A 16,560-nucleotide genomic window follows, 5' to 3' on the forward strand; every position below is an offset into this window, starting at 1 on the left:
ATCACCAAGCTCAAGATGCTCCGGCGGCAGATGTACGGCCGAGGCAAGCTCGACCTACTGCGGGCGCGGCTGGTCGCACCGATAGCGGCGACGTAACCTGCACGAAACCTGCGCCAGAGCCGAAAAGGGCCCGTCCGCCAGCATCTCCGGCACGGGATGACCGAAGGACTCGGCGAGTCGCTGCGAATCGGTGCTACTATCGAAGCATGGAGCCCGTCGCCGAGTCGCCGCCCGCTGCGGCCGCCGCCCGCCTGCCCTGGGATTTCCACCCGGCGCTGACCGAGGAACGGCTGCGGGTCTGCGCCCGCATGCTGGCCAATGCCCGGCGCGACGCCCTGGCGATGGCCAGCTACGAGCTGGGCGACGACCCCTGGTCGGTCGGCTGCCGCGCCTTCGCCTTCGGCCGCCACCGGTTGAAGCGCGCCGCCGAGTCGGGCGAATACCCCTGGCTGGAGGTGCTGGACGACAGCGCGCATTTCGTCTTCGTCATCGGCAGCAACGGCCAGGGCGTGCCGGTGCGCTTCTACCGCGGCGCCGCCGACGACCCCACCGACCGCACCCTGAAGCGACAGGAGATCGAGGCGGAGCAGCTTTCCCTCGCACTCGGGGAGGAAGCGGCCGATGGCCTGGTCTTCCGCTTCGCGGTCGAGACCGGGGAAGGCGGCCGGGTGGACCGCGTGGTCTTCCTCGCGCTGCGCGGAGAGGACCGGGTGGAGTGCTTCTGGCCGGTGCCGCTGGAGATCCCGCCCGCCGCCGGCGCCACCGCCGAGCAGCTTCGGCTGATCGCCGATGACGGCTATGCCGGGCCGCCGGCCCAGACCGAGCCGGCGCCGCCCATGCCCGCGCCGCTGCCGCGGCGGAAGCCGATGGCGCCCATTTCCCGCCGCCAGGGCGGGCTGTTCTGAGCCGCTTGGCCGGGCGCTGACCGGCGCCCCGGGGTTGCCGCCTGGGTGCCCCCGGCGCGCCCGGGTCCCGGCCGGCCTCCATTCTCCAGGCGGGATCCTCCGCCGGCGTGACCGCGGCAGGGCGCGGATCCGCGCCTCAGGCCACTTCCCGAAGCGACTCGCATGGTCGGGCGACCCTGCGAGCGCGCCCCGGCCCGGAATCGCCGCGCGGCGGCCGCCCACGCGGGCGCCGCGGCGCCCGCCCTGCAGCGCCTGCGCCCTGCCTTGCGACCGGTGCGGCGCACCCTGTGTGCCATTGCTGCCGGCGCCCCCCCCCGCGCGGCGGGGACCCATGCGGGGCCGGGCCATCCGGCAATCGCAACCGGCCGCGATCTGCTCTATCGTCGGGTTTCCCTGTTTTTGCTACGGTTGCGGTCAGGCGTGCAACCCAGACGAGCGATCCCGGTGGTGGATAAGGCCGGCGCGGATGCCGCGATGCTGCTGCTGGCTGGCCTGGACCCCGGGTCCGAGGCGGGGCGGGAACGTGTGCGGCTGGCGGTCGAGATGTTCGGCCTGGCCTTCTTCGAAACGGACCTCGCCGCGGGCAAGGTGACGGTCACGCCCAATGCCTTCGGCCTGTTCGGGCTGCCCGTCCCGCCGGTGCTGACCGTGGACCGCGCGCCCTTCTGGGACCGCTACCATCCGGAGGACGCCGCCTGGGCGCGCGAACGCTTCGCCGCCGACCTGCGCGGCGAGCGCGGCCGGGACGATTACTGCGAGCGCGTGCGGGTGATCCGGCACGATGACGGACGCATCCGCTGGATCGAATTCTCGGGCCACATGTTCGGCCGGCCGGGGGCGCGGACGCATATCGTCGGCATGCTGCGCGACGTCACCGACATGGTGGAGGCGGAGGAGCGGCAGCGGCTGCTGCTGCGGGAAGTGGCGCACCGGTCCAACAACACCCTGGCGGTGGTGCAGTCGCTGATCCGCCTGACCCAGGGCGCGACGGTGGAGGAATACCGGAAGGGGCTGCAGGCCAGGCTGCTCTCCCTCGGCCGGACGCATGCGCTGCTGCCCGGCGTGGCGCATGGGCTGACCGACCCGGCCGCGGTGGTGCGCGGCGAGCTGGCCGCCTATGCCGATCACCTGGAGGCGGCGATCGGGCCGGTGCCGCCGCTGGCGCCGCATTCGGTGCAGCCCGTGGCGATGATCCTGCACGAATTGGCGACGAACGCCGCCAAGCATGGCGCCTTCGCCCATCCCGATGGGCAGGTGCGGCTGGCCATGGGGATGGAGACGGGCGATGTCGTACTGCGTTGGACGGAGCGCGGCGGGCCGGTCGTGGCGATGCCGACGCGGCGCGGCACCGGCATGGCGGTGATCGGCGCGCAGGCCCGGCAACTGGGCGGCACGCTGGAATTCCAATGGGCGATCGACGGGCTGGTGCTGGAATTGCGCGTGCCGCCGGAACGCTGGGCCGGCCTCGCGGGTGCATCCGCCCCGGCCTAGAGCAGATCCCGGCCTGCGGAGCGGCGCGGATCGCGGCGCGGCGCCCTCGCTCGCCACGCCAGGGCGCCGCGGGGCGCGCCGATGCGGGGGCGCGGCGCGATCCGCCCGCATCCGGCGCAGGCCCGGCCGCCGCCCTTGGTCGAAGGCCCGGGCGGGGTCCCGGCCATGGCCTGGACGGGATCGTCACCCGCCCGGCCGGGCCCACCCCGACCGGATCACCCCTGGCGCGGATAGGTCTGGTCGCGGATCTGCTCCAGCCAGCGGGTCTCGATCCCGTCCGGCGAAAGCAGCGTGGTCTCCGCATGGTCGGCGTGCAGGCGGTGGACCAGCGTGCCCAGCAGGCGCTCGCCCGGCAGGCCGGCCTGCATCTCGGGCTCCACCAGGAAGGACAGGGCGGGCGCCCAGGCGAATCGGGCGGCGCCGCGCATCTCCTCCCGGTACAGGTGCAGGTGGCCGGACGCGACCAGGCGCAGCCCGGGGTGGGACAGCAGCGGCGCCAGGGTCGGGCGGGCCTGGGGGGGCACCGACCAGTAGTCGAAGCTGGGGTCGTCCGGCGCCGTCACGAAGGCCGGCTTGTGCAGGAAGACCGCAAGCCGCCGGTTGCCGGCGCCGGCCGCCGCATCGGCGATGAAGGCGGCCTGCTGCGACTCATCCGGCAGGCCGCTGCCCATGATCTCGGTGTTCAGGCCCAGCACGCGCCAGCCCGGCTGGTCCTGCATCCACCAGTCCGGCCCGACCGTCAGGCGGAAGCGCGCCAGGCGGGTGGCGTTCACCGGCTGGTCCGGCATGGTGCGTGGATGGCTGCCCGTGTCGTGGTTGCCGGGAATGGCGAGGACCGGCGCCGGCAGCCGGCGCAGCAGGGCGACGGCGAATTCCAGGTCTTCCGTGCTGTCGGCGCCATCCAGGGAGAGGTCGCCGCTGGCGACGACCAGTTCCGGCTGATGTGCCTCCGCCCATTCCTGGATCAGGGCGAGGTTCCGCCGGAACAGCGCATTCCGCGGCGAGAGATGCGCATCGGAGATCTGCAGGATCGTCGTCATCGGCAAACTCGAGGTTTCCAAAGGCCCTTCGGCCTCTGGTGGGGGTGCGCGAGGGGGCAATACCCCCTCGCTTGCACGGTCAGGCCCGGCGCGGCAGCAGCCGCCGGACCTCGGCGGCCATGTCCGGCAGCACCTGGTCCGGTGTCGCCCGCTGTTCCACAACCCGGGCGATGTTGTCCACCATGGTCTGCGTCACCCGCACGCTGTTCGCCCCGGGAAAGGCATACCAGGGAATGGAGATCGGCACCTGCCTGACGGCGGCCGTGTAGAGCGGGTTGTCGCGGTAGAAGGCGCCGAGGAAGCGCGGGTCGTCGATGGCGATCTGGTTCATCGGGACGTAGCCGGTGTTCTGCACCATCAGCGCCGTACCTTCGGCGCTGGTGGAGAAGCGGAGGAATTTCCAGGCCGCGTCGCGCTTCGCCGGGTCGCGCGCGGTCAGCATGCCGGCGGCGCCGCCGGTGGGCAACCGGCCCTTCGCCGCGTCTATCACCGGCATCGGGCCGGTGCGCAGGGCGAAATTGCTGCCCACCTGCTGGATGGTGCCGCGCACCACCGCGGTGGTCCAGTAGAACAGGCCGAGCTTGCCGGCGGCGAAGGCCTGCTGCGCCGCCTGGGTGGAGAGGTTGGCCATGCCGCCCTGCTTCACCATGGCGTCGATCAGGCGCAGGCTTTCCAGCCCTTCCCGCCCGGCGAAGGCGATGTCGCGCTCGTCCTTCGTCAGCATGCGGCCGCCATGGCCGAAGAGCAGGGCGGAGAACATCCAGTCGTCGCCCGACCAGCGGAAGAACATGCCTTCGTTGCCGTCGCCCAGCGCCTTGATCCGCGCCGCCAGCCGGATGTGGCCGGCCCAGTCCGTCGGCATGGCGTCCGGGTCGCCGCCGGCGCGCCGCACCAGGTCGGCGTTGTAGTAGGTGATGGGGTTGGACGCGGCATAGGCCAGGCCGGACTGGAAGCCGCCGAAATGCGCCAGCGCCAGGATGCCCGGCGTGTAGCCCAGCGCCGCCGGATCGCCTTCGGCGCGCAGCAGCGGCAGCAGGTCCTGCGCGATGCCGCGTTCGGCGAACAGGCGCAGGCGGTTGAAGCCCTGATAGGACAGGTCCGGAAGCTGGTTGGTGGCGGCCTGCCGGAGGATGAGCTGCATGCCCTCCTCGTAATTCGGCGTCGTCAGCCATTCGATGCGGATGTTCGGCTCGCGCTTTGCGAAGGCCTCCGCGATGGCGTCGTAGCTTTCCTTGAAGATGAAGGGCTGCGCGTAGTGGACGGTGATGGTCACCGGCGCCTGGGCACGCACCACCGGCACGGCGAGCGCGGCGGGCAGCGCCAGGGCGGCACGGCGGGAAAGCGCGAAGGGCATGCGACGGGTCTCCTCTATCCCTTGAGGCCGGTAGTGGCGATGCCTTCGACGAAGCGGCGCTGCGCCAGCAGGAAGGCGAGAACGAGGGGAAGCGTCATCAGCACGGCGGCCGCCATCATGGCGCCGAAATCGTCGCCGGCCTCTTCCGAGCGGAATTGCAGCACGCCGAGCGCCGGGGTGGCGCGGGCATGGCCCTGCACCACGATCAGCGGCCAGAACAGGTCGTTCCAGTGCGCGACGACGGAGAAGATGCCGAAGGCCGTGGCGGCAGGCCAGGCATTGGGCAGGATGACGCGCCAGACGATGGACCATTCGCCCATGCCGTCCAGCCGCGCCGCGTGCAGCAGCTCGTCCGGCAGGGCGCGGAAGAACTGCCGGAACAGGAAGATGGCGAAGACCGAGATGGCGAAGGGCGCGATCAGCGCGGCGTAGCTGTTCAGCAGCCCGATCTCGCTGAAGGCGACATAGAGCGGCAGGGCGGGGACATGCGGCGGCACCAGCAGGCCGAGCATGACGGCGCCGAAGGCGATGTCCCGCCCGGGGAAGCGCAGCTTGGCGAGCGCATAGCCGGCGGGCACGGCGAAGAGCAGCTGGAAGAAGAGGATGCCGCCGCAGACGATCACGCCGTTCCAGAGGTATTGCGCGACCGGCACGCGCGCCAGGACCTTGCCGTAGTTCTCCACGCCGGCGAAATTCTCAGGCCAGAGCGCGAGGGAGGCGCGGAAGATCTCGTCCAGCGGCTTCAGGCTGGCGGCGGCCATCCAGAGATAGGGCGAGAGGAAGACCAGCCCCAGCAGCGCCAGGACAAGCAGGCGGATCGCACCCGGCAGCAGGCTGCCGCGCGGAGTCACGCCTCCGGGCCCTTCGGCCCTCCCGCGATCCGCCGGCATGCGGCCGCGCGGATTCACGCTTCCGGGCCCTTCGGCCCTCCCGCGATCCGCGCTAGCCATAATGCACCCGCCGATCCAGCACCCGGGTCTGCAGCGCCATCAGCGCCAGCACCACCACCAGGAAGACCAGGGTGATGGCGGCGGAATAGCCGAGCCGCAGATAGGTGAAGCCTTCCTGGTACATGGTCCAGAGCAGGACCTCGCTCGCCTTGTTCGGCCCGCCCTGGGTCAGCACCGCCACCGTGTCGAAGACCCGCAGCGCCCGCACCAGGCTGATGACGACCACGAACAGCGTGGTCGGCCCCAGCAGCGGCCAGGTCACCAGCCGGAAGCGGTCCCAGGCGCCGCGCGCGCCATCCACCGCCGCCGCCGCGTACAACTCGCGCGGGATGGCGGTGAGGCCCGCCATGAACAGCACCATGGTGAAGCCGATATTCTCCCAGATGCCGATGGCCGCGAGGCTGAGCAGCACGGTGTCGGAGGAGGAGAGCCAGAAGGGCGTCGGCAGGCCCAGCGCGCGGAGTTCCGCGTTCAGCGGCCCGATGGTCGGGTGCAGCAGGTACTGCCAGGCCGATGCCATGGCGACCGACAGCGACACCACCGGCAGGAAGAACACCGCGCGGAAGAAGGCGCGGCCGCGCGCCCCCGCTTCCACCAGCAGCGCGAGGCCGAGGCCGCCGAGCACCGAGGCGGGCGCGACGATCCCGACATAGGCGAGCGTGTTCCGGGCCGATGTCCGCAGGCCGCGATCGGTCAGCATGTCCGCGAAATTCGCCAGGCCGATCCAGGCCGGCGCGGCGGCGCCGAGTTCGTAGTCGGTGAAGGCCAGCAGCACCGTGGCCAGCGTCGGCAGCAGCAGCATGGCGAGGAAGGCGATCGTCGCCGGCAGCATCAGCGCCCAGCCGGCCAGCGCTTCCATGGCGCCGGCGGAGAGCCGCGGCCGGGCCGCGGTGCCGAGGGCGAGCGACATCAGGCGTAGGCCGCGACGCCGGCGGGCGCGGTCGGCAGGCGCGCGCCATCGGCGCCGAACAGCAGGGCGCGGGCGGGGTCGAATTCCAGCGCCAGCCGCTCGCCCGGCGCCACGCGGCCGGGCGAAGCGGGGTCGAGCCGGGCGACCAGCGGCGCGCCGTCCGGCAGGTGGCGGGCATGCAGCAGCAGCCCGTCGCCGAGGAATTCCACATGCTCCGCCGCCACCGGCAGGCCCTGCGCCGCCGGCCGCAGCGCTTCCGGCCGCAGCGCCAGCGTCACCGGGCCGGGCGCCCGGGCGCGCAGCCCGGTGGCGAGGCCGGCGACGCGGACCTGGCCCCCGGCATCCGCCTCCGCCGCCAGGGTGTTGATGCGCGGGCTGCCGATGAAGGCGGCGACGCGCAGATCGACCGGGTCGGCATAGATCGCCTCGGGCGGGGCCACCTGCAGGATGCGGCCGCCCAGCATCACCGCCACGCGGTCGGCCATCGTCAGCGCCTCCGCCTGGTCATGCGTGACGTACAGCGTGGCGGCGCCGGCGCGGCGATGGATCTCCACGATCTCCCGCCGCGTCTGCACCCGCAGCGCGGCGTCGAGGTTCGACAGCGGCTCGTCCATCAGGAAGGCGGCGGGGCGGCGGATCACGGCGCGGGCCAGCGCCACGCGCTGCCGCTGCCCGCCGGAAAGCTGCGCCGGCCGGCGATCCAGCAGGGCGGAGAGGCCGAGCGGTTCGGCGACCCGCGCCACCTCCTGTGCGATGCGGGCCCGCGCCGCCCGCGCGCCCGGCAGCAGCGCGCCCGCCAGCGGCAGGCGGTGCCAGGCCGGCAGCCCGCGCATGGTCAGCGGCACGGCGATGTTCTGCCGCACCGTCAGATGCGGGTAGAGCGCGTAGGATTGGAAGACCATGGCGACGTCGCGGTCGGCGGGGCGCAGCGGCGTGACATCCCGCGCGCCGATGCGGACCTGCCCGGCATCCGGCCGCTCGATGCCCGCGATGATGCGCATCAGCGTGGTCTTGCCGCAGCCGGAAGGGCCGACCAGCGCGACGAACTCGCCGGCCGCGACCTCCAGCGTCACCTCGGCCAGCGCCGTGGTGGCGCCGAACCGCTTGCCGATGCCCGCGACCGCGATGCCGCCCACTGCCCGCCCCTGCCCGATCCCGAGGCGGGCTTACGCAGGCCCGGTGATGCCCGCGTTGCGGTCCGGTGAAGCTTTCATGTCACCCCACCGGCTGGCGATGCGGCTGCCGCCGGTGGCGGCGTGCCGTGGCTAGGCCATGACGGCGCCAGCCCGGGGCAAGTCCGGGGGCAAGGACGCGGCCGGCACCGCCGCCGCCGGTGGCTGGCCGGGATGCTGCTTGGGTTGAGGGGGGATGCCCGGCGGGAGAAGCCGGGCAGGGCCAGGCGCGCGCGGGATGGCCCGGACGGGGATGCGTCCGGGCCGCCATGGCGCGCCGCCATGGCGCGTCAGGCGGTACGGTCGCCGCCGCCGGTCAGCGCCGCCTGCGCCGCCGCCAGCCGGGCCACCGGCACGCGGTAGGGCGAGCAGGAGACATAGTCGAGCCCCGCCTCCTCGCAGAAGGCGATGGAGGCGGGGTCGCCGCCATGCTCGCCGCAGATGCCGAGCTTGAGGTCGGGCTTCACGCCGCGGCCCTTTTCGGCCGCGATCCTGACCAGCGCGCCGACGCCGTCGGGGTCGATGGAGACGAAGGGGTCCTTCGGCATGATCCCCTTCTCGACATACAGCGGCAGGAACTTGCCGGCATCGTCGCGCGACAGGCCGAAGGTGGTCTGCGTCAGGTCGTTGGTGCCGAAGCTGAAGAAGTCGCCGACCTCGGCGATGCGGTCGGCGGTCAGGCAGGCGCGCGGCAGCTCGATCATCGTGCCGACATAGTACTCGATGGTGCTGCCGCTTTCGGCGAAGACCTCCTGCGCCACCTTGTCGACCTGCGCCCGGGTGATCTCCAGCTCCCGCCGGGTGGCGACCAGTGGGATCATGATCTCGGGGACCGGCGCCTTGCCCGTCTCCTTGGCGATGGCGACCGCCGCCTCGAAGATGGCGCGGGCCTGCATCTCGTAGATCTCGGGGTAGGAGATGCCGAGCCGGCAGCCGCGATGGCCGAGCATCGGGTTCGCCTCGGACAGGTCCTGCGCCCGCCGCTTCATCGCCGCGACATCGGTGCCGAGCGAGGTCGCGACATCCGCGATCTCGGCATCCGAGTGCGGCAGGAATTCGTGCAGCGGCGGATCCAGCAGCCGGATCGTCACCGGCAGGCCGGCCATGATCCGGAACAGCTCGGAGAAGTCCTGCCGCTGGAAGGGCAGCAGGCGGGACAGCGCTTCCCGCCGTCCGCTCTCCGTCTCGCTCATGATCATCTGCCGCACCGCGCCGATGCGGGACGGGTCGAAGAACATGTGCTCGGTGCGGCAGAGGCCGATGCCCTCGGCGCCGAACTTCCGCGCCGTCTCGGCGTCCAGCGGCGTCTCGGCATTGGTGCGCACCTTCAGGCGGCGCACCTTGTCGGCCCACTCCATCAGCGTGGCGAAGTCGCCGGACAGCTGCGGTTCCACCATCGCCACGGGCCCGATGAAGATCTCGCCGGTGGCGCCGTCGAGCGTCAGCGTCTCCCCGGCGCGGACCACCTGGCCGCCCGCCTGAAGCGCCTGCGCGCCGTAATCCACCGTGACGCCGCCGGCGCCGGCGACGCAGGGCCGGCCCATGCCGCGGGCGACCACCGCGGCATGGCTGGTCATGCCGCCGCGGGTGGTCAGGATGCCCTTGGCGGCATGCATGCCGTGGATGTCCTCGGGGCTGGTCTCGATGCGGACCAGGATCACCGCCTCGCCCTTCGCCGCGCGCGCCTCGGCCTCATCGGCGCTGAACACCACCACGCCGCTGGCCGCGCCGGGGGAAGCCGGCAGGCCCTTGCTCAGCAGCTTGCGCGGCGCCTTGGGGTCCAGCGTCGGGTGCAGCAGCTGGTCCAGCGCCGCGGGATTCACCCGCTTGATCGCCTCCGCCTCGTCGATCAGGCCTTCCCGCGCCATGTCCACGGCGATCTTGAGGCTGGCGGCGGCGGTGCGCTTCCCGTTGCGGGTCTGCAGCATGTACAGCTTGTTCTGCTGCACCGTGAACTCGATGTCCTGCATGTCCGCATAGTGCTTCTCGAGCGTCGCGCGGACCTGGACGAGCTCCTGGTAGGCGTTGGGCATGGCGGCTTCCATGCTGCGCTCGCCCGGCTTGGCCCGCGCCTCGCTCATCGGCTGCGGCGTGCGGATGCCGGCGACCACGTCCTCGCCCTGGGCGTTGATCAGGTATTCGCCGTAGAAGATGTTCTCGCCGGTGGACGGGTCGCGGGTGAAGCAGACGCCGGTCGCGCAATCCTGGCCCATGTTGCCGAAGACCATGGCCTGGACGTTCACCGCCGTGCCCCAGCCCGCCGGGATGTCATGCAGGCGGCGATAGGTGTTGGCGCGCGGGTTCATCCAGCTGCCGAAGACGGCGCCGATGGCGGCCCAGAGCTGGTCCTGCGGGTCCTGCGGGAAGGGCTGGCCCTTCACCTCGGCCACCATCCCCTTGTAGCCATCGACCACGCGCTGCCAGTCCTGCGCCGTCAGCTGCGTGTCCTCCACCGCGCCGGTGTCGAGCTTCACATGCTCGATGATCTCCTCGAACCGGTGATGGTCGATGCCGAGCACGACGCTGCCGAACATCTGGATGAAGCGGCGGTAGCTGTCCCAGGCGAAGCGCGGGTCGCCGGAGGCGGCGGCCAGGCCTTCCACCGTCTGGTCGTTGAGGCCGAGATTGAGGACGGTGTCCATCATCCCCGGCATGGACACGCGGGCGCCGGAGCGGACGGAGACGAGCAGCGGCTTGTGCGTGTCGCCGAAGCGGGTGCCGACCGCATCCTCCACCCGCTTCAGCGCGGTGCCGACCTGGTCCTTCAGCTCCTGCGGATACTGCTTGCCGTGGTCGTAGTAGTAGGTGCAGACCTCGGTCGTGATGGTGAAGCCGGGCGGGACGGGCAGGCCGATGCTGGCCATCTCGGCCAGGTTCGCACCCTTGCCGCCCAGCAGGTTGCGCATCTCCGCCTTGCCCTCGTTGTGGCCGGCGCCGAAGCTGTAGACCCACTTGCTCATCGGCGATGTTCCCCTTGCGACCCGCCCGGCCGCCCCGTGACACGCGACAGCGTGACCAGGGCGTTACCACACGGGAGGTTTATCAACCCTCGATTTTCGAAACATCCGCGACCGCGTCCATGGCGGCGCAGAGCGCGTGCAGCAAACGCAGGCGGTTCCGGCGGAGTTCCGGGTCCGGATCGTTTACCACGACCTGGTCGAAGAAGGCATCCACGGGCGCGCGAAGGCCGGCCAAGCCTTCCATCGCGCCAAGGAAATTCTCGGCCGCCAGGGCGTCCCGCACCACGGCGGTGGCGGCGGCAACCGCCTCGGCCAGGCTGCGCTCGGCCGGCGCCGTGAGGCGGGCCGGGTCCACCGGCCCGTCATGCGGCCCATCCTTGCGGTTCTCGATCCGCAGGATGTTGGCGGCGCGCTTGTAGGCGGCCAGCAGGTTCGCGCCATCCGCGGTGGCCAGCATGCGCGCCAGCGCGTCGGACCGGGCGAGCAGGCGCACGAGGTCGTCATCCGGCGCGGCGCCGAAGACCGCGGCGACGATGTCGTGCCGCGCGCCCTCGGCGCGAAGCTGGACGCGCAGGCGCTCGGCGAGGAAGTCCAGCAGGCCGGCGGCGAAGGCCGCGACCATCGGCGGGTGCCGCCCGTCCTTCGGCGGCTGCCAGCCGGATTTCATCGTCTCGGTCGCCACCGCCATGCCGAATTCCGGGCTGGCCGTGGCGCCGGTGGCCTGCGGGTAGAGGAAGAAGGCCTCCGCGACGAGATCGGCGAGGCCGAGGCGCAGCCCGTTCTCCCGGATGATGCGGATGACGCCGAGCGCCGCGCGCCGCAGCGCATAGGGATCGCCCGAGCCGGTCGGCCGCTCATCCGCCGCGAAGAAGCCGGCCAGCTGGTCCAGCTTGTCCGCCAGCGCCACGGCCACCGCCACGGGTTCCCGCGGCACCGCATCGCCGGGCCCGAGCGGCCGGTAATGCGCGCCCACCGCCTCCGCCACGCGCGCATCCTCCCCGCCATGCAGCGCGTAGTAGCGGCCCATCACGCCCTGGAGTTCCGGGAATTCGCCCACCATGCCGCTGGCCAGGTCGGCCTTGGCCAGCTTCGCCGCGCGCTGCGCCAGCGCCACATCGGCGCCGACCAGCGGCGCGATGAGGCCCGCCAGCCGCTCCAGCCGCGCCACCCGCTGCCCCTGGGTGCCGAGCCTGGCGTGGAACACCACGCTGTCGAGCTTCGGCAGGAACTCCTCCAGCCGCTGCTTGCGGTCCAGGTCCCAGAAGAACCGCGCATCGGACAGCCGGGCGCGCAGCACGCGCTCATTGCCCGCGATGATCGCGCCGCCGCCATCCTCCGGCACGATGTTGGCGACGATGGCGAAGCGCGGCGCCGGCTTCCCGCCCGGCTCGCACAGGGAGAAATAGCGCTGGTTCACCCGCATGGTCGTCCGCATGACCTCGGGCGGCAGGTCCATGAAGGCGGCGTCGATGCGGCCCAGCAGCGGCACCGGCCATTCCACCAGCCCCGCCACCTCGGCCAGCAGGCCGCGGTCCGGCACCACCTCCAGCCCCTCGGCCGCGGCCAGGCGGGCGATGCCCTCGGCGATGATCCGCTCGCGCTCGGCGGCATCGGCGATGACGCAGCGCTCGCGCAGCCCGCGCTCGTACTCGGCGAAGGACCGGACGGCGAAGGGCCCGGTGCCGGCGAGGACGCGATGCCCCTCGGTCAGGTCGGCGGCGGCCAGGCCATGCGCGGCATCCTCGCCGCTCGCCAGCGCGAAGGGCACCGGCTTCCCGTCGAGCACGCAGAGGATGCGCTGCAGCGGCCGCACCCAGGCGAAGCCGCTGGTGCCCCAGCGCATGCTCTTCGGCCAGGGGAAGCCGCGCAGCAGCGGCGGCAGGGCGGCGGCGATCAGCGCCGCGGCCTCGATCGCCTGGCCGGGCTTGTGCAGCACCCAGAACTGGCCTTCCTGGACAAGCTGGTCCCGGGTGGCGCCATGCTTGCGCAGGAAGCCGTCCAGCGCGGCGTCGGGCGCGCCGATGCGCGGCCCGCGCTCCTCCTTCCCCGCCGTCTCGGCGCGCGCCGCCATCTCCCCCAGCGCGGCGATGCGGCGCGGGCCGGACAGCGGCTTCGGCGCCTGCGTCATCAGCGGCGCCAGCGCCTTCTGGAGCAGTCCGCAGAAATCCTCGGCCGCGCGGGCCTGCATGCGCGCCGGGATCTCCTCGGAGAAGAGCTCAATCAGCAGTTCCGGCATGGACTAGATCGCGGCCTTTACGTCGGTCTTCGAGAAATCGGCGCCCTTGAACAGCAGCGGCGCGCCGCGCTGCTTCGCCAGGGCATAGGCGAAGCAGTCGCCCAGGTTCAGCCCGGCCGGGTGGCGGCCCTTGCCGAAGCGGCGCCAGCCCTCCCGCGCCAGGCGCGCATGGTCGGCGGTGAAGGGCACCACCTCGGGCCGCATCACCTCCAGCAGCGCGTCCAGCTCCTCCGCCATGGCAGCGCCCGCACGCCCCTCGCTCACGATCGCGGCTTCCACCAGCGTCGGTGCCGCGATCGCGACGCTGTCGGCCGCGCCGATCGCGTCGATGAAGGCCTGCGCCTCGGGCTCGCGGAACAGGATGGCGACGATGGCCGAGGTATCGACGATCACAGCGGCAGCCCGTTCTCGTCGTACAGGTCGCGGTGGTCGCTCGTCACGCCCGGCGGCACCAGCTTCGACGCCCGCGCCGCGATCTCCATCATGGCACGGACCTTGGCGTCCCGCTCCGCCTCGCGCCGGGCGAGCTTCTCCTCCACCGCCGCCCGCAGCGCCGCGGTCACGGTGGTGCCCATCTGCTCGGCCAGGCGCTTCGCGTCGGCGATCAGCTTCTCGTCCTTGATGTTCAGCTGGCCCATGCGAGCCCTCGGGTAGAAGCCGTTCGGCGCATTCTACCCTACCCGCCCCCGGCGATCCACGTCTCGCAACAGCCCTTCGCCAGCGCCCGGACCCGGCCGATATAGGCGGCGCGCTCGGTCACGCTGATGGCGCCGCGGGCATCCAGCAGGTTGAAGCGATGGCTCGCCTTGATGCACTGGTCGTAGGCCGGCAGGGCCAGGCCCTTCGCCAGCAGCGCGGCGCATTCCTCCTCGGCGTCCTGGAAGTGCCGGAACAGCTTCCCGGTGTCGGCGAACTCGAAATTATGCGCGCTGAACTCGACCTCGGCGCGGTGGAACACGTCGCCGTAGGACACGCCCTGGCCGTTGAAGTCCAGGTCGTAGATGCTCTCGACGCCCTGCAGGTACATCGCCAGCCGCTCGAGCCCGAGCGTCAGCTCGCAGCTCGGCACCTCGCAGGGGATGCCGCCGACCTGCTGGAAATAGGTGAACTGGGTGATCTCCATCCCGTCGCACCACACCTCCCAGCCCAGGCCCCAGGCGCCCAGCGTCGGGCTTTCCCAGTCATCCTCGACGAAGCGGATGTCGTGCACCTTGGGGTCGAGCCCGATGGCGCGGTAGCTGCCCAGCAGCAGGCTCTGCGGGTCGGCCGGGCTCGGCTTCAGGATGACCTGGTACTGGTAGTAGTGCTGCAGCCGGTTCGGGTTCTCGCCATAGCGGCCATCGGACGGGCGGCGGCTGGGCTGCACATAGGCGGCCTTCCAGGGCTTCGGCCCCAGGGCGCGCAGGGTGGTCGCCGGATGGAAGGTGCCGGCCCCCACCTCCATGTCGTAGGGCTGCAGGATGACGCAGCCCTGCGCCGACCAGTAGGCATGCAGCCGCAGGATCAGTTCCTGGAAGCTCGGCGGCCTGGCGCAGTCGGGCGCCGCGGCGGGGGCGGGCGGCATGGGGACGGTCTCCATGCGGGCGGCTTTTGCCATGCCGGGCCGGCGGAACATAGTGGGGGCTGCCGCGTCGCAGCCGCGCAAGCAGGGGAGCAACCGGATGACCGGGACCGAAGGGCTGATCCGCGCCTATTTCGACGCCTTCAATGCCGGCGACCGGCCGGGGATGCTGGCCCTGCTGGCCGAGGACGTGGCGCATGACGTGAACCAGGGCGGGCGGGAGGTGGGGAAGGACGCCTTCCGCGCCTTCCTCGCCCGGATGGACGACGCCTATCGCGAGCACCTGACGGAGATCGTCGTGATGGTGGACGGCACCGGCAGCCGCGCCGCCGCCGAATTCGTGGTGGAGGGCGAATACCTGCGGACCGATGCCGGGCTGCCGGCGGCGCGCGGCCAGCGCTACCGCCTGCCGGCCGGCACCTTCTTCGCGGTGGCGGCGGGGCGGATCACCCGCGTCACCACGCATTACAACCTGCAGGACTGGATCCGCCAGGTCGGCGGCTAGGGCCTGGCCGCAGGGGGCTGCGACGCATCCCGGCGGGTCCTTCCCATCCTGGCGGGGCGCAGGCGGGGCGCATCGCAACCCGCGTGAGAACCCGGGGCGCGGCCGACCAGGCAGCGGCGGCCTCGCCGATGCAACCGGCCCTGGGCGGCCGGCCGCAGCCCGACGCCCGCCGCCCGTCAGGGCGCGAGCTTGTTCCGCAGCGCCGTCACCCGCGCCCGCAACTCCTCCAGCTCGGCCGCGTCGCGGCCCATGCGGTCCACCCATTCCGGCCGATGCGCGGACGCCTTGCGGCGCAGCGCCCGCCCGGCCTCGGTCAGGCGGATGCGCACCTGCCGCTCATCCTCCGGGCAGCGCTGCCGGGTGACGTAGCCGGCCGCTTCCAGCCGCTTCAGCAGCGGGGTCAGGGTGTTGGATTCGAGGAAGAGCCGCTCGCCGATCCGGCCGACCGTCTGCCCGTCCTCGGCCCAGAGCACGACCATGACCAGATATTGCGGATAGGTCAGCCCGACCGCATCCAGCATCGGCTTGTTCGCCCGCACGACCGCCTGCGCCGTCGAATGCAGGGCGAAGCAGAGGAAATCGTCGATATCGAGGGGCGTCCCCTCCGGCGTGCCGTCCGTCGTCATCCCACGCCTCCCTGCCATCCCGGTCCGGACCCGCGCGCGGCCGGGACCGCGCCCTTCGGCCGCATCGCCCCGCCATCGCCGCCCGGGGGCGGATCGCGGCGCGGCGCCCATCCGCTGTAACACCGAAGGCCGCCCGCGGTGCAGTGCGGCCGCCCGCGGCGACCGTGCATCATGCGGCGCCCAATAGATCGTACACGACTCAATCGATCACGAGTTTCCTGCATGGCTGCCATGCCGGATTATAGATCGTGCACGATGCAATCGCCCGGTATCAATACCGCCAAGCCGGGATGCCCCAGCGGCCACCGGCCACAAACAGGCCAGACACAGGAGAAGACAGCATGATCCGCAACGCCCTGTTCGCTTCCGCGATCACCCTTGCCGCCCTCGGCACCGCCCAGGCCCAGGATGCCGGCCCGCGGCTGGTCGGCGGCGGCGCCGATGCCACGGTCGCCTATGCCGCCCCCAGCCCGAACCGCGCCGGCGGCGGCCTGGCCGCCATCACCGGCGGCGCCCAGGACCAGAGCCTGTCCTATGCCAGCGGCGCCACCCAGCGCCCCAGCGGCCTGGTCGGCGAGGTGGTGGGCGGCGGCGAGAACCGCCAGCTCGTCTACCGGCCGCTGCCGGCGGCCACCCGGCTGGTGGCCGGCGCCGGCGCCCGCCAGGGCGGCTGAGCGGCCAGCGCGGGGTCGCTGGCACCCGCGGCGTGAACCCGCCCCGGCCGCCCGGCGCCGCCACGATGCGGCGCCAGATTCCGGACGCGATCCGCCCGGCGGTCGCGGAGGCCGGACGGATGGCGGCGGTCGGCCGCCCCCGCAGGCGCGCGCTGCCGCATGGCGCCACTCGGGCG

Annotated in this window: 15 protein-coding genes; 4 read left to right on the top strand and 11 right to left on the bottom strand. The window is 72.4% G+C overall.

Annotated elements, in window-relative coordinates:
• The first annotated feature begins 206 nt into the window (after window positions 1-206).
• Window positions 207-905, top strand: a complete 699-nt coding sequence (locus tag E2C05_RS18545; RefSeq protein ID WP_133221141.1) for a hypothetical protein — start codon at window positions 207-209, stop codon at window positions 903-905.
• A 420-nt stretch (window positions 906-1,325) separates the two neighbouring features.
• Window positions 1,326-2,396, top strand: coding sequence for an HWE histidine kinase domain-containing protein (locus E2C05_RS18550; protein ID WP_205082890.1), 1,071 nt, complete (start codon window positions 1,326-1,328; stop codon window positions 2,394-2,396).
• Between the two features lie 215 nt (window positions 2,397-2,611).
• Here E2C05_RS18550 and E2C05_RS18555 read toward each other — a convergent pair whose 3' ends face one another.
• From E2C05_RS18555 to E2C05_RS18600, 10 genes are all read right to left on the bottom strand, one after another.
• Window positions 2,612-3,436, bottom strand: coding sequence for a metallophosphoesterase family protein (locus E2C05_RS18555; RefSeq protein ID WP_133221143.1), 825 nt, complete (start codon window positions 3,434-3,436; stop codon window positions 2,612-2,614).
• Window positions 3,437-3,515: 79 nt separating this feature from the next.
• On the bottom strand, window positions 3,516-4,790 hold the full coding sequence (locus E2C05_RS18560; protein ID WP_133221144.1) for an ABC transporter substrate-binding protein: 1,275 nt from the start codon (window positions 4,788-4,790) through the stop codon (window positions 3,516-3,518).
• 14 nt (window positions 4,791-4,804) lie between these two features.
• Window positions 4,805-5,641, bottom strand: a complete 837-nt coding sequence (locus E2C05_RS18565; protein ID WP_275670509.1) for a carbohydrate ABC transporter permease — start codon at window positions 5,639-5,641, stop codon at window positions 4,805-4,807.
• A gap of 91 nt (window positions 5,642-5,732) precedes the next feature.
• Window positions 5,733-6,650: a carbohydrate ABC transporter permease gene (locus E2C05_RS18570; protein WP_133221146.1), complete on the bottom strand. Its 918-nt coding sequence runs from the start codon at window positions 6,648-6,650 to the stop codon at window positions 5,733-5,735.
• Window positions 6,650-7,786 (bottom strand): ABC transporter ATP-binding protein, encoded by a 1,137-nt coding sequence (locus E2C05_RS18575; protein ID WP_133221147.1) that lies wholly within the window; start codon window positions 7,784-7,786, stop codon window positions 6,650-6,652. The genes E2C05_RS18570 and E2C05_RS18575 overlap by 1 nt, the downstream gene beginning before the upstream one ends.
• A gap of 326 nt (window positions 7,787-8,112) precedes the next feature.
• Complete coding sequence (ppdK, locus tag E2C05_RS18580; protein WP_133221148.1) at window positions 8,113-10,782, bottom strand: pyruvate, phosphate dikinase; 2,670 nt, start codon at window positions 10,780-10,782, stop codon at window positions 8,113-8,115.
• An 82-nt stretch (window positions 10,783-10,864) separates the two neighbouring features.
• Window positions 10,865-13,018 (bottom strand): glycine--tRNA ligase subunit beta, encoded by a 2,154-nt coding sequence (glyS, locus tag E2C05_RS18585; RefSeq protein ID WP_133221149.1) that lies wholly within the window; start codon window positions 13,016-13,018, stop codon window positions 10,865-10,867.
• A gap of 3 nt (window positions 13,019-13,021) precedes the next feature.
• Window positions 13,022-13,411 carry a type II toxin-antitoxin system VapC family toxin gene (locus E2C05_RS18590; protein ID WP_133221150.1) on the bottom strand — a complete coding sequence of 130 codons (390 nt, stop codon included), beginning with the start codon at window positions 13,409-13,411 and terminating at the stop codon, window positions 13,022-13,024.
• Complete coding sequence (locus E2C05_RS18595) at window positions 13,408-13,656, bottom strand: type II toxin-antitoxin system VapB family antitoxin (protein WP_133221151.1); 249 nt, start codon at window positions 13,654-13,656, stop codon at window positions 13,408-13,410. Before E2C05_RS18595 ends, E2C05_RS18590 begins: the two co-directional genes overlap by 4 nt.
• A 38-nt stretch (window positions 13,657-13,694) precedes the next feature.
• A complete protein-coding gene (locus E2C05_RS18600) occupies window positions 13,695-14,582 on the bottom strand; it encodes a glycine--tRNA ligase subunit alpha (RefSeq protein ID WP_133221152.1) in 888 nt (295 codons plus the stop codon).
• 97 nt (window positions 14,583-14,679) lie between these two features.
• Between E2C05_RS18600 and E2C05_RS18605 the strand changes: the two genes are divergently transcribed.
• Window positions 14,680-15,084, top strand: a complete 405-nt coding sequence (locus E2C05_RS18605) for a ketosteroid isomerase-related protein (RefSeq protein ID WP_133221153.1) — start codon at window positions 14,680-14,682, stop codon at window positions 15,082-15,084.
• A 176-nt stretch (window positions 15,085-15,260) separates the two neighbouring features.
• On the opposite strand, the gene E2C05_RS18610 is transcribed toward E2C05_RS18605, so the two are convergent.
• Window positions 15,261-15,710 carry a MarR family winged helix-turn-helix transcriptional regulator gene (locus E2C05_RS18610; RefSeq protein WP_133221154.1) on the bottom strand — a complete coding sequence of 150 codons (450 nt, stop codon included), beginning with the start codon at window positions 15,708-15,710 and terminating at the stop codon, window positions 15,261-15,263.
• Window positions 15,711-16,051: 341 nt separating this feature from the next.
• On the opposite strand from E2C05_RS18610, the gene E2C05_RS18615 reads away from it, so the two are divergent.
• Window positions 16,052-16,384, top strand: a complete 333-nt coding sequence (locus tag E2C05_RS18615; RefSeq protein ID WP_133221155.1) for a hypothetical protein — start codon at window positions 16,052-16,054, stop codon at window positions 16,382-16,384.
• Window positions 16,385-16,560 lie beyond the last annotated feature (176 nt).

Origin of the sequence: Paracraurococcus ruber (assembly GCF_004353985.1) — a bacterium.
GTDB lineage: Bacteria > Pseudomonadota > Alphaproteobacteria > Acetobacterales > Acetobacteraceae > Paracraurococcus > Paracraurococcus ruber.